We start from the raw sequence: 13,496 nt of genomic DNA, 5'->3' as shown, positions 1-13,496 counted from the left end.
ACTTGGCTGGAAGCGGCCCGGGAGGATAGGAAGCTGCTGATTAAAATCCCATCTCGTAAGAGATGGGATTTTTTAGTGCATCAATTGGTATGCTGATGGATAGTGCAGGTTTAGTAGTTACCGGGGATTGAGAAACATACGGTATTCGGGTCTTAGCCTCACCACGGCACGGCCCGGTATAGCCCATTCCGAGATTTCGGGGTGCGGGGTGCGGGGTTCGGGAAGGTGTTGCCGCTGATGCGGCAACGAATTTTATATGGGGGATGTGCACAGGCGGGGGGGTGATTTCCGGCGAGGAATCGGTTTTGTGATTCATTTGCCATTTCAAGATTTTGTGCTATATTGATTTCAGAGTGAACTGGAAATATTTCCTTTTTTACGTAGAGGGGGTAATACATATGAACGAAACTTTGAGAACTATCCTGAGCCGCCGGGCGTGCCGCTCTTTTAAACCGGATCTCATTCCGGAAGACATCCTGCAGCAGATTCTGGAGGCAGGAACCTATGCGGCTACGGGCATGGGACGGCAGTCTCCCATTATCATCATGGTGACGGATAAGAAACTGCGGGATGAACTCTCTGCCCTCAATGCGAAAATCATGGGCACAAAGATGGATCCTTTCTACGGGGCTCCGGAAGTGGCCATCGTGCTGGCGGACAAGAATAGGCCCACTCACGTCTATGATGGCAGTCTGGTCCTTGGAAATATGATGCTTGCTGCCGAATCCCTGGGTATTGCCAGCTGCTGGATTCACCGGGCAAAGGAAGAATTCGAGCTGCCTGAAGGAAAGGCCATCCTTGAAAAGCTGGAAATCAAAGGAGACTATGAAGGCATAGGCCACTGCATCCTGGGCTATGCGGCAAAGCCGGCAGGAAAGGCAGCTCCCAGGAAGAAGGATTATATTTACCGGATTGGGTAGTTTTCTTTCATCCTGATGGATGACTGAAATCCTGACAGGTTTAAAGTTATTTATCAGTTATGAGTTCCCGGCGAAGATACGGAGACGCAGAATTTCAGAGAGTCTCATTTTATCAGTCCTGGAATTGATATTTACAATGAAAAAGGGCACCGTCTGATTTCGGTGCCTTTTTCTGTGAACGGAGAACTGTTAAATGATAACTGCTTTGCTTATATCCAAAGCCGGGAAGTGTGAGAGTGTTATTCAATTCTCCTCCAGCAGCCAGTCTATGAGATTGACGGAATGAATGCCATTGAAATTGGTTTCAAGGCCCGGTTCGAGGGTAAGGATGATTTTTTCGTAATTATCCCGGATTTTTGTGAGCGGGGCCAGTTCCCTTTCCCTTACGTCTTCGCTCATCATGGATTCGGTGACCTGGATGTAAAGCTTTTCATCGGCCCGGGAAGCGATGAAGTCTATTTCCATATTTCCCAGTTTCCCTACGGCCACGTCATATCCCCGGCGGAGAAGTTCGAAATACACGATGTTTTCGATGATATGCCCACTGTCTCTGTCCCGGAAGCCCAGGAGATAATTGCGAAGGCCCATATCGACGATGTAATATTTTCCCAGAGTCCGGAGATAGGCTTTTCCTTTGATGTCGAACCGTTTGATTTCATAGAAGAAATAACTTTCCAGAAGCATTTGGATATAGGACTGGACGGTATGGGTGCTTGGGGTGGATTTCCTGTCCGGGGAGAGAAGTCCTTCATGGATTAAAGTATTTCCTATGGAGGAAACGGAAATACTGCTCCCGATATTGTCAGCCAGGAAATGGATGATTTTGTCGAGAAGAATGGGATCAGTTACCTGCGGCCGGCCCCGCCTTTTTTCTCTTTCAAGAATATCCCGGAATACCACGGTATTGTAAATGCCATCGAGCAGGGTGAGGGCTTTGTCCTGGACCAGTCCCACGTCTGCAAGGCCAGGCATGCCGCCAAAGTGAAGATAGGCATCAAACAGGTCCTTCCGTTCATAGGAAGTGCCGGCTTTGTCATGGATTTGTTTCCGGGGGCCCAGAAGGGTTTCTTCCTCTTTCAGGGTAAAATCATGGAAGTCAAGAAATTCCCGGAAGGACAGGGGCAGCATCCGTATTTCCACATATCGTCCGGCAAGGTAGGTGGCGTATTCCGAGGAAAGCAGGTATGCATTGGAACCGGTGACATAAATATCGCAGTCGAAATCTACGCGGAAAGCATTGACTGCTTCTTCCCATTGGGGCACCCGCTGGAGTTCATCGAGAAAAAGGTACATCCGCTTTCCGGGGAGGATACGGGATTTGATGTATTCGTAGAGACTGTCCACATCCATATGGCGGAAGGCAAAAGATTCGAAATTCATTTCAATCAGCTGCTTCTCTTCCACGCCCGATTCCAGAAGGTGGAGAGCCATGAGCTTCAAAAGACTGGATTTGCCGCAGCGGCGGATACCTGTAATGATTTTGACCGGCTCTTTATCCTGAAAGGCAATTAATCGGTCCAGATAGGACTTTCTCATTTTCAGATCCTGGTTATGTTTCATGGGGCCTCCTCTCTGATTTCGCATGGATTCTCTATTGAATTGTAGCATAAATTTGAGAAAATAAAAAGTTTATGTAATTAACTGCAGAAAATTTTTATTTTTATAAGTTTGTGCAGTGAAATGCAGAAACTTTTTGTATGCAGACGAATGACGGCCCTCTTGACTTGAAGTGAACTTGAGGGTATACCATGAGATACATTCCATCTTGGTGCACCATTGAGCAGAGTCTCATTCGGTATTCGTGAGGCAGCCTCATCTCGGCGAGCCCTGATATAGTCCATTTCGAGATTTCGTGATTCGTGAGGGTGTCGGCTCTCCGCCGACGTATATATGGGGATTTTTCCCCGGCGGGCAATCACGAAGATTTGACTGATTTTCTGCTTTGTTTTTGATTTGGGGATTTCTATGAGGACTATTTTTCATTTCTTTAGAAATATGATCATCGCTCTTTTCATCCTTGCCCTGGGAGCCGGGTTTTACCTGGGGCATGAGATGACGGAGAATCTATTGAATGCGCCCTGGGATGAGATCCTGGGGATTGTGAATCATAGAGGAATGACTCCTGCCATGAGGGAGGCAGAGGCCTGGTCCGGGGGAAAGACGGTGTCCGTTATTTCTGCCGACGGGACGGAGCTTAAGGGGACCTGGATGCCTGATCCCGGGGAAGGGCGGCCTACGGTGATTCTTCTTCACGGGTTGTACCAGAACCGGAGCATGTGCCTGCCTTATACGAGGATGTACCGGAATCTGGGGTACAATATGATTCTCATCGACCAGAGGGGCCACGGGGAATCGGGAGGCGGCCGCACCACCTGGGGCCTTCGGGAGACGGAGGATATATCGGCCTGGGTGAAATGGGCACGAAAGAATACGCCTTCCGGGAAAATCGGCCTTCACGGAGTATCCCTGGGAGCAGCCATGTCCCTTCTTTACAGCGGAACGGAGGAGGGGAGAAATCTTTCCTTTGTCATTTCCGACAGCTCTTATGGAAATCTGGAGCAGCTGGCTGAGGAAAAGCTTTTTGCCTGGCTTGGTGACGAAAGAGCCCTCTGGGGCCTCCGGGCCATTTACCCTTTCTTCCAGGGGGACCTTCTTTTCCGCTATCATAAGACCACAAGGGATATGGACCCATTGAACGCAGTGACCCATTCCACCGTGCCCACCCTTTTCCTTCATGGCACGGCAGATACCCTCGTCCCTTATGAGCGGGCTGAGGAACTCTATGAAGCAAGCTCTTCTCCTTCGAAGAAGCTGTACCTCTTCGAAAACGTATCCCACGCTGCCGAATGGGGTGCCTCCCCTTCCGTTTACTCGAAAGTGGTAGGGGACTTTTTGGGGGAAATTCAATTGTAAAATAAAAAATGCGTCGGATGACGCATTTTTTATTTGAACTTCTACGAACTTGTGACACCTGTAGAAACTGCGGGCAGCGAATAACGAACAACGAACAACGAAGAACGTTTCATCGGACATGAGATGAACCAGATATACAAGCCTATCCAAAAATTACGGCCTCAGCTCATCTACCTGTTTTTTGATGCTCTTCACATTCTCCTGTATTTTCTTAATTGTCTTCATGGGTCCTTCGTTGTCGGCTGCTTCTTTGAGGCTCATAACTTTTCCTGTATCTTTGTCCACCAGTTCGATATTTCCTAAATGAAGTTTGCCGTTGATGATATGGAAGGCATCGGTGCGGATGATGCCGTAATTCGTATCGATGGCTACATCATAGAAGTCCACTGTCCGGTAGTGGTTATTAAAGGTCCCGCTGATGCTGTTGAAGGGTACAAGCATGTAGAAACCGTCGCCGGTGGAGAATTTTCCGAAGGCCACAAGGCTTTTCTGGTCTCCCTTGCAGTGGATTTCTCCGTCCAGTTTCACAAGGCAGTAGAATTTCGGCTCTTTTGACGGGATGCGGCTGTCCAGATCTTCTCCGGAAAGGTAGATGTTGTAGGCCCTGGTATCGATATTGTAATCTCCGTAAGCAGTGACGGTTCCTCCATATACCCCGGCATTTACGTCTTTAAAGGTCATAAGTCCATCATCGTAGTGGATGAGTCCCGTGACTTTGGAAAAGTCCAGCGCCGGGATGTGCAGTTCATCCATGGAAAGATGGCCATCTCCTATGGGATGGGAAATAGGACCTGAGGCCTGCAGGGTGAGGGTGAGTTTATCATGGATATCATCCCCCAGTCCCAGGGAGGAGGGGTCCACGCCTTTGGCGGTGAAATCGATAATGGCAGGAAGACCGTCGGTTTTGAAATTGATTTCACAGGAAAGGTCTGCTCCGTCACCTATGGCAGTACCGCCGAAGGAACCGGTTTTGAGGTCCAGCCGGGTGGTGCCTTTTGTATTGATTTCTCCTTCCAGGTTCACATGGCGCACCAGGTAGTGGCGGTCCCGGTAGAAGGCTTCCATTTTTCCGTCGATGAGGGTGAGCTTTGCCTTGATCGGTTTTCCGCTGCGGTTGAAATTATTGACTCTCTTTTCCAATTCTTTCAGCCCGTTTTCTTCGTCTTCCTTTTCTCTCTCCTTTTCTTTTCGTTCAGCTTTGCGGTTGACGAAGTCCACATTCATATCTTCATCAAATTCCACCGCAAAGGCAGGCCGGATGAGGGTGAGTTCCTGCACGGTAGTGGAAACAAAGTGTCCGCGAAGGATATCCCAGGGGTTGACGCGGAAGGAGCCTTCCGGCACCCGCAGGATCGGGTCTCCGTCTACATCATCCCAGGCAAGGTTCGTGAAAGTGACACCTCCGCGGGTATTGGCCGTAATCGTTTCTACCGTGATGGTTCCCCGCAGCATGTCCTGCCGGCCGGCAGCATAATTGAAGACCTGGGCTGCCCCGTAGGAAAGAATCTTTGCCGCAATGAGGATGAGCGCAAAAATGGCGACAAGGAGCCCGCAGAGGTAGAGGGCGTATCGTTTCCACTGGTGCTCCTTGCGGAGGGTCTTTAACTTGCTCATTTCTGCTCCTTTGGGAAAATCGGATTGCGGATTGGGGGAAGGTGTGCCGCTCTCGCAGCACGAATATATAGGGGATTCTGCACAGGCAGAGGAAATAGCGGTGGGAAGCCCCTTATCCTACGCTTTGCTTCGGGAGCTCCCTTGCCGGGAGGGCAGGGGGCATTCTGAGGGAGAAAAAATTTGACAGGGAAGGAAACTTTCTATGTAGAAGAGGTTGGGATATTCGGAAGGTTGAAAACTAAGAACTAACCACTTCCATATTTCCAAATCATGAAGTTCAGATATTTCTAATGACTTGAGTATGTTCAAACTTATCATACATCAAAATGGGAAAAATAAAAATGGGCCGCCTGATTTTGCGGCCCGGTGAGCCGGCCGTGAGGTCAGTCATCCCAGAAGCCGGATTCCTGCTGCTGCTTTTCCACGATTTTCCGTATGGCTTTTATTCTGGCATCGGTACCGGGATGGTCGCAGGTGATTCGCTGAAAAATGGACATTTTTCTATTTCCATAGTACGCTTCTATTTTTGCAAGGCCAGAAGCGAGAGCAGGCCCATAACCCAGCTTTGCTGCATAGGCGTCAGCCTGGTATTCCTGCTGACGGCTGCCAAAGCGGTTGATGAGGAAGGTAGGAATGTAGAGAAGCATATCCATAATATTATAAATGGTTATGATAAACAGTGAGAAAACATTAAGGACAAAACCAAGGAAGGGAATCCAGAATAAGAGACGACAAATCAGTGCTATTCCGTTAAAAACGAGCTTGATAATGGTATTGAACCATGACATGCCCACGCAGAGAAGACCGGTTCGGGTATGACCGTTCTGAATATGCCCCACTTCATGAGCCATGATCCCAATAACTTCTTCCCTGGGTAAATCGCGGAGAATGGGGAAGAAGACTGTAATCGTCTTTCCCAGGGCGAATGCGTTATATTCATTTACAGCGCCTATATAAAGGTGGTATTCTTTTGGATCCAGCTGTGCACGAAGGCAGATATCGTCCAGGCATTCCTGAAGATAACGTCCATCTTCAGGGGAAGGGGATCTTCCGCCTTCATTATAGACAAACATCCCTGTCATGAGGCCGGATTGGGAAATAAGACCTGGTATGAGGATGGAGGCAAGAGTGAGCTTCAGGACTATTTCATCTTCCGTGCCCGGGGCCGGCTGATACCCAAAGATAAATGAAAGCATAATCATGATAACCCAGAAATAATAATTCAATATGAAATTCACGATAAAAGTGAGGACGATGAGTACAGCGTTGGTCATATAGGATATTCCTTTCAATATATTGGATTTTCCTTAATCATAGCACGGGGAAAATGGGCTGAAAAGGAAAATTTCTCATTTTTAGAGGAATATGCACGCATGTTTTCCTTTAAATGAATATAAAAATAATTTAAGTTACAGCCGGGATAAAAAGTTATTCCCAATCCATATAACCTGGAGAATGTAAGAAGGATTTCGCAGAGATTCTTGCTTTACATTCCATAAGGGCATAGGGAGTATGGGGAATGGAAAGGAAGCTCGGAGGGAAATAAATTTTTGAATCGGGGTGATCGGGACGATCGGGGTGGTCGGGAAGGTGGCGCCCTTCGGGCGCAAGTTTTGACAGGGCCTTAGGCGCTCAGCTGGTATGAATAACATGAATCTTAATAGGCGATATTTGTCTAACATATTGCCATGTATCTGTAGTACACCCCTTTGAATCGGGGTGATCGGGGTGGTCGGGACGATCGGGATGGTCGGGAAGGTGGCGCCCTTCGGGCGCAAGTTTTGACAGGGCCTTCGGCGCTCAGCTGGTATGAATAACATGAATCTTAATAGGCGATATTTGTCTAACATATCGCCATGTATCTGTAGTACACCCCTTTGAATCGGGGTGATCGGGGTGGTCGGGACGATCGGGGTGGTCGGGAAGGTGGCGCCCTTCGGGCGCAAGTTTTGACAGGGCCTTCGGCGCTCAGCTGGTATGAATAACATGTATCTTAATAGGCAATATTTGTCTAACATATCGCCAAGTATCTGTAGTACACCCATTTACCTGCCTTCGGCAGGATTTTCCCCTCAAGGGGACACCCGGGGGATCGTGCGGTCTGTGGCCCGGCTCATTCACTTATTAACCCTTATGTACAGCTTTTACCCTGAATCGCCATTTAGCTGGTCATCCTGTAACTTGTTAACTTCAATGTACAGCTGCCCGACGCAAGGGGCAGAAAGTCATTACCCATCAGCCATTAGCGAACATCCAATAAAAAAGAAAGGACCGAAGGGCCCTTCTTTTATTATGCTGATTATAAATCTCTGAAATGGAACGATTTCTTCCCACTCGCATAGTCTCCCACGATCTGACCGCTTCCGTACAGTTTGTACTTGTAGGAGATAAGGCCTTCCAGGCCTACGGGGCCCCGGGCGTGGATTTTGCTGGTGGAGATGCCCACTTCAGCGCCGAATCCATAGCGGAATCCGTCTGCAAAGCGGGTGGAAGCATTCCAGTAGACTCCGGCGGAGTCCACGAGGTTCATGAAATGTTCGGCGGTTTCTTTATTTTCCGTAATGATGCAGTCCGTATGGTGGGAGCCGTATTGATTGATATGGGAAATGGCTGCATCCACATCTCTGACAAGGCGGATGGAGAGGACGAGGTCCAGGTATTCCTTGTGCCAGCTTTCATCGTCTTTCATTTTTTCTACGGGAATGATTTCTTCCACATCGTCTCTGCCCCGTTCTTTCACGCCCGCTGCTTTGAGTGCTTCATTTAATTTCGGCAGGAATTCTTTTGCAATATCTTCATGGACGAGGATCGTTTCCACTGCATTGCAGGCAGCGGTGTACTGGGTCTTGCCGTCGATAATGAGGGGAATGGCTTTGGAAATATCATAGTCCTTATCCACGTACATGTGGCAGACTCCATCTGCATGGCCCAGGACCGGGATCGATGTGTGGTTCATAATGTACTGGACGAAACTGTTGGAGCCTCTCGGGATTAAGAGGTCTACTGTATCGTGACATTCGAGGAGTTCATCGATTTCACTATGCTGCTCGGCCTGGAAGAGACATTTTTCCGGGAGTCCTGCCTTTACGGCTGCTTCGTGAATCACGGAAAAAAGGATGCGGTTCGTATAGGTGGTTTCTTTTCCGCCTTTCAGGATAGCGCAGTTGCCGCTTTTGAGGCAGAGCGAGGAAATCTGGACCAGCGCATCCGGCCGGGCTTCAAAAATCACGCCGACTACCCCGATAGGACAGGTCACCCGGCGCAGGCGGAGTCCTGCGTCCAGTTCTCTATCAAGAGTGACTTTTCCGATCGGGTCGGGCAGCTTTGCCAGGTCCGTCAGTTCATGGGTCACGTCTTTCAATTTTCCTTCATCAAATTTAAGGCGCTTCCTCACTGCCGGTGCTACATGATTTTCATCAGCCAGAGAAAGATCTTTCTCGTTGGCTGCAAATATTTCCTCCCTGTGGGCCAGAATATTTTCTTTGATCAGATCCAGCGCGAGGTTCCTGGTCTCAATGGGCACAGCCGCCAGAATGGGGGAGGCCAGTTTCATTTCTTTTGTAATGTCATGGATGGTGGACATGGGGTTAATCCTTTCCAGGGTAGAATGTTTTCCCAAAATCATAAAAACGGATTTCGGAATGGGGATTTCGGGAAGGAGGCCGCTTCAAATCAAAAGCGGCCTCTTATATATTGATAATATTATACCCAAAAAGAGAAGAACTGTGAATGTTTTAGAAATATAAAAGGGCGCGCTTATGAATTTGCGCGCCCACCTTCACGAAGAATGAACATCGAATAACGAAGAACGACCGGGCCCAAATGCCGCAGCACTTCAAGTCGCCTCGGCAGGCCCAGCGAATACCTGAAAGTTCCAGGCCCAAATGCCACAGCACCTCAAGTAGCCTCGGCAGGCCAAACGAATACCCCAAAGCCCCGGGCCCAAATGCCTCAGCACCTCAAGTCGAAAGGGAAGGCCAAACGAATACTTCAAAGTTCCAGGCCCAAATGCCGCAGCACCTCAAGTCGAAGAGGCAGGCCAAACGAATACCTGAAAGTTCCAGGCCCAAATGCCACAGTACCTCAAGTCGAAGAGGCAGGCCCAACGAATACCTGAAAGTTCCAGGCCCAAATGCCGCAGCACCTCAAGTCGAAAGGGAAGGCCAAACGAATACCCCAAAGCCCCGGGCACAAATGCCACAGCACTTCAAGTCGCCTCGGCAGGCCAAACGAATACCCCAAAGTCCCAGGCCCAAATGCCGCAGCACCTCAAGTCGAAAGGGAAGGCCAAACGAATACTTCAAAGTCCCTGGCACATATGCTCTAACGAACAAGTCCTATCGGCAGGCAAATCACATTTTCTCCCTCAGCCGTTTCTCCCACCAGTTGAAGAAGAAGGTGAGGATGATGGCCATGCCCCAGTAGGCGATAGCATCTGCGATGTACGGCTCTGTACGGCGGTTGTAAAGGGCAGAGAAAAGGTCAGCTTTTGCGAACATGTCGATAACTTTCACTGTGAAGACGAGGGCCAGCAGCTTGATGGTCTTCAGGTAGTAGGTGAAGAAGGAAGGCAGGGCCACGATGAAGGCCTGGGGGAAAACGATGCGGGTGAAGGCATGGAAAGGAGTCATGCCCATGGCCACAGCTGCTTCATACTGCCCTTTGTCCACGGACATGAGGGCACCCCGGATATTTTCCGACTGATAGGCAGTCATGTAAAGGATGAACGTGGTGTATACGGTCCAGTAGGGAGAGACGTCGAAAGGTTTTACCGTATGGCCCGCAAAAGTGGAAATAATGGGCGCCAGCAGGAAGGGGAGGGAATTGTACACGATGAAAAGCTGTACGATAGCCGGTACCCCGCGGAGGAAGGAGACGATGACTGCAAAGACTCCATTTACGATTTTCCCGGAATTCCGGCGGATGACTGCAATGATGCTTCCCAGGATAATGGCAAAGACCATGGTCACAAGGGCCATGAAAAGGGTATTGGGTATAGCGCCCATGATGTAAAGGAGGGCGGTAGGGATGACTTCGAAATCGATCATTATGCCCTCCTCATGTTCTGACCATTCAGTCTCTGGAAAATATGGAAGGAAACTTCCACCAGGATGACGAGAAACCAGTAAATAAGAGCCACTGCGCAATAGGTCTCCAGCTTGCCCTGGCCGTAGTTCGCATTGATGATGAGTCCTGCCCGTCCCATGAGGTCTACTACCCCGATGAAGAACATGACGGACGTATCTTTCAGAATATTGATGGCTTCGGAAACAAGGCCCGGAAGCGCCACCGGCAGGGCCTGGGGCGCAATGATGTGCACTACCCGGTGCCAGGGAGAAAGTCCAAAAACGATGGCTGCCTCATGCTGCCCTTTATCGACGGAAAGATAGGCAGGGCGGATGATTTCCGAAATGACCGGCGTATAGTGGAAGGCCAGGGCCACCAGCACATACGTGGTGAGGGGCCAGCCGTCGGGGCTGATGTGGAGCATCCGCACGATGGCCGGAAGGACGAAGTAGACCAGGTAAAGGTCCAGGATAAATGGCATGGACCGGTTGTAGGAAAGCCATATTTCACAAAGCTGGTGAAGCACGGGAATCCTGGCTATGCGGATTACGGCCACCAGAGACCCCAGCAGGAGGCAGAGCAGGATGGAAGCGATAATGACTTCCATGGTGAAAGGCAGGGCCGTGGCCAGTCTGGGGAAGAGGCCCCAGAAAAACGATGTATTAAAGGTAAGCATACTAACCCTCTTCTCTCTTCAGCATGCGCTGGAGGAACTGCTGCGTTTTCTCCTCTTTCGGATGGACGAAAATATCCTCCGGCGTCCCTTCTTCCACTACATATCCGTCGGACATGAAGACCACTTTGGAGGAAACTTCCTCGGCAAAGTGCATTTCGTGGGTGACGATGATCATAGTGATACCCAGGGTCGCTACTTCTGCGATCGTATCCAGTACTTCTCCTACCAGTTCCGGATCCAGGGCGGAGGTGGGTTCATCGAAAAGAATGACGTCCGGCCGGGGCGCAAGAGCTCTTGCGATTCCCACGCGCTGCTGCATGCCTCCGGAAAGGGAGGAGGGGTACATTTTCGCATAATCTGCCATGTGCACCCGTTCCAGTTCCTTCATGGCAATTTCGATAGCTTCTTTCTTTGGCTTTCCATAGCCGTAAATGAGGCCTTCGGTGATATTTTCCAGAACCGTCTTATTTCTGAAAAGATTGAAAGACTGGAAGACCATGGTAGACTTCCGGCGGAGGGACTGGATTTCTTTTCTGGAAATATGAGAAAAATCCACGGATACGTCGGAAATGGAGAGCTTCCCGGCATCTGGCTTTTCCAGATAGTTCAGGCAGCGCAGGAATGTGGTCTTCCCGGTACCGGATGGGCCCAGGATGGAAACGACACTGCCTTTCTCCACAGTGAGGCTGATATCCTTTAGGACTTCCACCTTTCCGAAAGACTTTTTGATATGTGCGGCTTGAAGTAAAAGGGACATGGTCATCATTCCTTTATATATACATATTAATATACTAAATCGTTGTTCGTTGTTCGTTGTTCGTTGTTCGTTGTTCGTTGTTCGTTGTTCGTGGCTCGTGGTTCGTGATTCGTGATTCGTGGTCCGTGGCCCGTGGTTCGTGAATCGTGGTCCGTGGATCGTGGATCGTGGGTCGGAGTTCGTGGAGGTGGGCGGCTGATGAGGCAGGTACATATGGAGGTATCCGCGGGGAAAGGTTCCATATAAATCAAAAGGTCCCCATCCCTAAAGGGACGGAGGACCGTGTTCCACCCAATTTTGCCGCTCCATCGCCGGAGCAGCCTCAGTGAGTCCGAGACTCGAAGCTGTAACGGGCATCCCGGGAAGGACTACTATCTTCACCCTGCCTGCTCGGAGAGGCACTTCCCCGCATTCCCCACACCCGTTTCCACCAGACCGGGCTCTCTTTGGTGTTTCCTGCGCGTACTTTCTCTCTTCATCGCTGTAAGATTAATTAAATTCAATATAACACAGGAAGGTATATAATGCAAGAAAAAGCATGAATCAGGGAAATGGAAGGCGGAATTGTCATAGCCTGCAGGATTTCCTGTCCGCCCCGCCCTTGAATAAAAGGATAAAATATATAATAATAAAAGAAAACCAGTCGTTTCAGGACTGAGGAGGAATCATGAATATTACCATCATCGGGGCAGGCAGCACCGGCATTGCCGCCGCCTCTTATTTTAAACTGAAAAATATGGCCGTCAAAGTGTATGTGCGAAACGCTGCCAAAGCAAAAGTCTGGAACGAAGGACCGGTGGAAGTAAAGGGTGCCGTGAATACATCCTTTTACGTACCGGTGGTGAAGGACCTGAAGGAAGCGGTGGATTACGGGGATATCCTTATGGTTTTCACCCGGGCCACAGACCATGAGAGTGTAACGGAGGAAATAGCGCCTTTCCTTCACGATGGGCAGATCATTCTTTTCGTGAACGGCTGCTGGGGAGCCATCAAGGCCACCCGCCAGCTTTCAAGGAGGCCCCGCCTTCCGGATATTACCATCGCGGAGACTGCCAATATGCCCTTCATCGGGACCCTGGCGCCGGATTATAAATCCCTTACGTTCAAAGCGGTGAAAGAGGAAATCGTTTATTCCTGCATGGGAAAAGAAGGAGCCCTTTCCGAGCTGCTCCACCGGATGGCCTCCCATGTGGTGCGGGTCTCTTCTCCTGCGTCCACCTCTCTTTCGGCTACCAATCCCATCATCCATGTGAGCCAGTGCCTTTTCAATATCACCCGCATTGAAAACGGGGAAGAATTCCATTTCTTCGGTTCACCGCTCACGAAGCGGGTGGCAGAATTCATGGAAGGCTGTGATCAGGAACGACTGGCCATCGGAAAGGCCCTGGGCCTTGAACTTTCCAGCCTTCTGGACGTACTGAACGCTGCCTGGGGTGACAGGAAAGAGACTTAAAACGGTCCCGTTGTCAAGGACACCCATTCCTAATTTTTCTGTTCGGGGTTAGCCCACTTATTCAGGCGGTCTTCTGCTCTTTGTCCTTCTCCTTTT

The 13,496-nt window shown here is 49.7% G+C and carries 10 protein-coding genes and 1 other annotated feature; of the genes, 3 read left to right on the top strand and 7 right to left on the bottom strand.

Annotated features, from left to right (window positions below; all coding sequences use genetic code 11):
* Nucleotides 1–398: 398 nt before the first annotated feature.
* Complete coding sequence (locus QZN42_RS08790; RefSeq protein ID WP_296956674.1) at nucleotides 399–920, top strand: nitroreductase; 522 nt, start codon at nucleotides 399–401, stop codon at nucleotides 918–920.
* Nucleotides 921–1,163: 243 nt separating this feature from the next.
* Here the strand turns inward: QZN42_RS08790 and QZN42_RS08785 are convergent, their stop codons facing one another.
* Nucleotides 1,164–2,480, bottom strand: a complete 1,317-nt coding sequence (locus QZN42_RS08785; protein ID WP_296956671.1) for an ATP-binding protein — start codon at nucleotides 2,478–2,480, stop codon at nucleotides 1,164–1,166.
* Between the two features lie 405 nt (nucleotides 2,481–2,885).
* Between QZN42_RS08785 and QZN42_RS08780 the strand changes: the two genes are divergently transcribed.
* Complete coding sequence (locus QZN42_RS08780; protein ID WP_296956669.1) at nucleotides 2,886–3,833, top strand: alpha/beta hydrolase; 948 nt, start codon at nucleotides 2,886–2,888, stop codon at nucleotides 3,831–3,833.
* 153 nt (nucleotides 3,834–3,986) lie between these two features.
* Here QZN42_RS08780 and QZN42_RS08775 read toward each other — a convergent pair whose 3' ends face one another.
* The 6 genes from QZN42_RS08775 to QZN42_RS08750 form a co-directional block, all read right to left on the bottom strand.
* On the bottom strand, nucleotides 3,987–5,447 hold the full coding sequence (locus QZN42_RS08775) for a hypothetical protein (RefSeq protein ID WP_296956667.1): 1,461 nt from the start codon (nucleotides 5,445–5,447) through the stop codon (nucleotides 3,987–3,989).
* 383 nt (nucleotides 5,448–5,830) lie between these two features.
* Complete coding sequence (locus QZN42_RS08770) at nucleotides 5,831–6,721, bottom strand: M48 family metalloprotease (RefSeq protein WP_296956666.1); 891 nt, start codon at nucleotides 6,719–6,721, stop codon at nucleotides 5,831–5,833.
* A gap of 1,025 nt (nucleotides 6,722–7,746) precedes the next feature.
* Nucleotides 7,747–9,072, bottom strand: a complete 1,326-nt coding sequence (locus tag QZN42_RS08765) for a glutamate-5-semialdehyde dehydrogenase (RefSeq protein WP_296956663.1) — start codon at nucleotides 9,070–9,072, stop codon at nucleotides 7,747–7,749.
* 727 nt (nucleotides 9,073–9,799) lie between these two features.
* On the bottom strand, nucleotides 9,800–10,495 hold the full coding sequence (locus QZN42_RS08760; protein ID WP_296956660.1) for an amino acid ABC transporter permease: 696 nt from the start codon (nucleotides 10,493–10,495) through the stop codon (nucleotides 9,800–9,802).
* On the bottom strand, nucleotides 10,495–11,190 hold the full coding sequence (locus QZN42_RS08755) for an amino acid ABC transporter permease (protein ID WP_296956658.1): 696 nt from the start codon (nucleotides 11,188–11,190) through the stop codon (nucleotides 10,495–10,497). Before QZN42_RS08755 ends, QZN42_RS08760 begins: the two co-directional genes overlap by 1 nt.
* Before the next feature lies 1 nt (nucleotide 11,191).
* The gene (locus QZN42_RS08750; protein WP_296956653.1) at nucleotides 11,192–11,947 is read right to left on the bottom strand and encodes an amino acid ABC transporter ATP-binding protein; all 756 of its coding nucleotides are present in this window, start codon (nucleotides 11,945–11,947) and stop codon (nucleotides 11,192–11,194) included.
* A 265-nt stretch (nucleotides 11,948–12,212) separates the two neighbouring features.
* Nucleotides 12,213–12,435, bottom strand: a binding site (T-box leader).
* A 179-nt stretch (nucleotides 12,436–12,614) separates the two neighbouring features.
* Between QZN42_RS08750 and QZN42_RS08745 the strand changes: the two genes are divergently transcribed.
* Complete coding sequence (locus QZN42_RS08745) at nucleotides 12,615–13,400, top strand: NAD/NADP octopine/nopaline dehydrogenase family protein (protein ID WP_296956650.1); 786 nt, start codon at nucleotides 12,615–12,617, stop codon at nucleotides 13,398–13,400.
* The last annotated feature ends 96 nt before the right edge of the window (nucleotides 13,401–13,496 follow it).

The sequence above is a fragment of the uncultured Dialister sp. genome (assembly GCA_900314595.1).
In the GTDB taxonomy this organism is placed as follows: domain Bacteria; phylum Bacillota; class Negativicutes; order Veillonellales; family Dialisteraceae; genus Dialister.
The sequence above is the reverse complement of the archived record's forward strand: the minus strand, read 5'-3'. Positions and strand labels throughout refer to the sequence as shown.

Coding starts and splice junctions, on each gene's coding strand:
- QZN42_RS08790 (WP_296956674.1), top strand. CDS start 399: ATGAACGAAACTTTGAGAACTATCCTGAGCCGCCGGGCGTGCCGCTCT.
- QZN42_RS08785 (WP_296956671.1), bottom strand. CDS start 2,480: ATGAAACATAACCAGGATCTGAAAATGAGAAAGTCCTATCTGGACCGA.
- QZN42_RS08780 (WP_296956669.1), top strand. CDS start 2,886: ATGAGGACTATTTTTCATTTCTTTAGAAATATGATCATCGCTCTTTTC.
- QZN42_RS08775 (WP_296956667.1), bottom strand. CDS start 5,447: ATGAGCAAGTTAAAGACCCTCCGCAAGGAGCACCAGTGGAAACGATAC.
- QZN42_RS08770 (WP_296956666.1), bottom strand. CDS start 6,721: ATGACCAACGCTGTACTCATCGTCCTCACTTTTATCGTGAATTTCATA.
- QZN42_RS08765 (WP_296956663.1), bottom strand. CDS start 9,072: ATGATTTTGGGAAAACATTCTACCCTGGAAAGGATTAACCCCATGTCC.
- QZN42_RS08760 (WP_296956660.1), bottom strand. CDS start 10,495: ATGATCGATTTCGAAGTCATCCCTACCGCCCTCCTTTACATCATGGGC.
- QZN42_RS08755 (WP_296956658.1), bottom strand. CDS start 11,190: ATGCTTACCTTTAATACATCGTTTTTCTGGGGCCTCTTCCCCAGACTG.
- QZN42_RS08750 (WP_296956653.1), bottom strand. CDS start 11,947: ATGTCCCTTTTACTTCAAGCCGCACATATCAAAAAGTCTTTCGGAAAG.
- QZN42_RS08745 (WP_296956650.1), top strand. CDS start 12,615: ATGAATATTACCATCATCGGGGCAGGCAGCACCGGCATTGCCGCCGCC.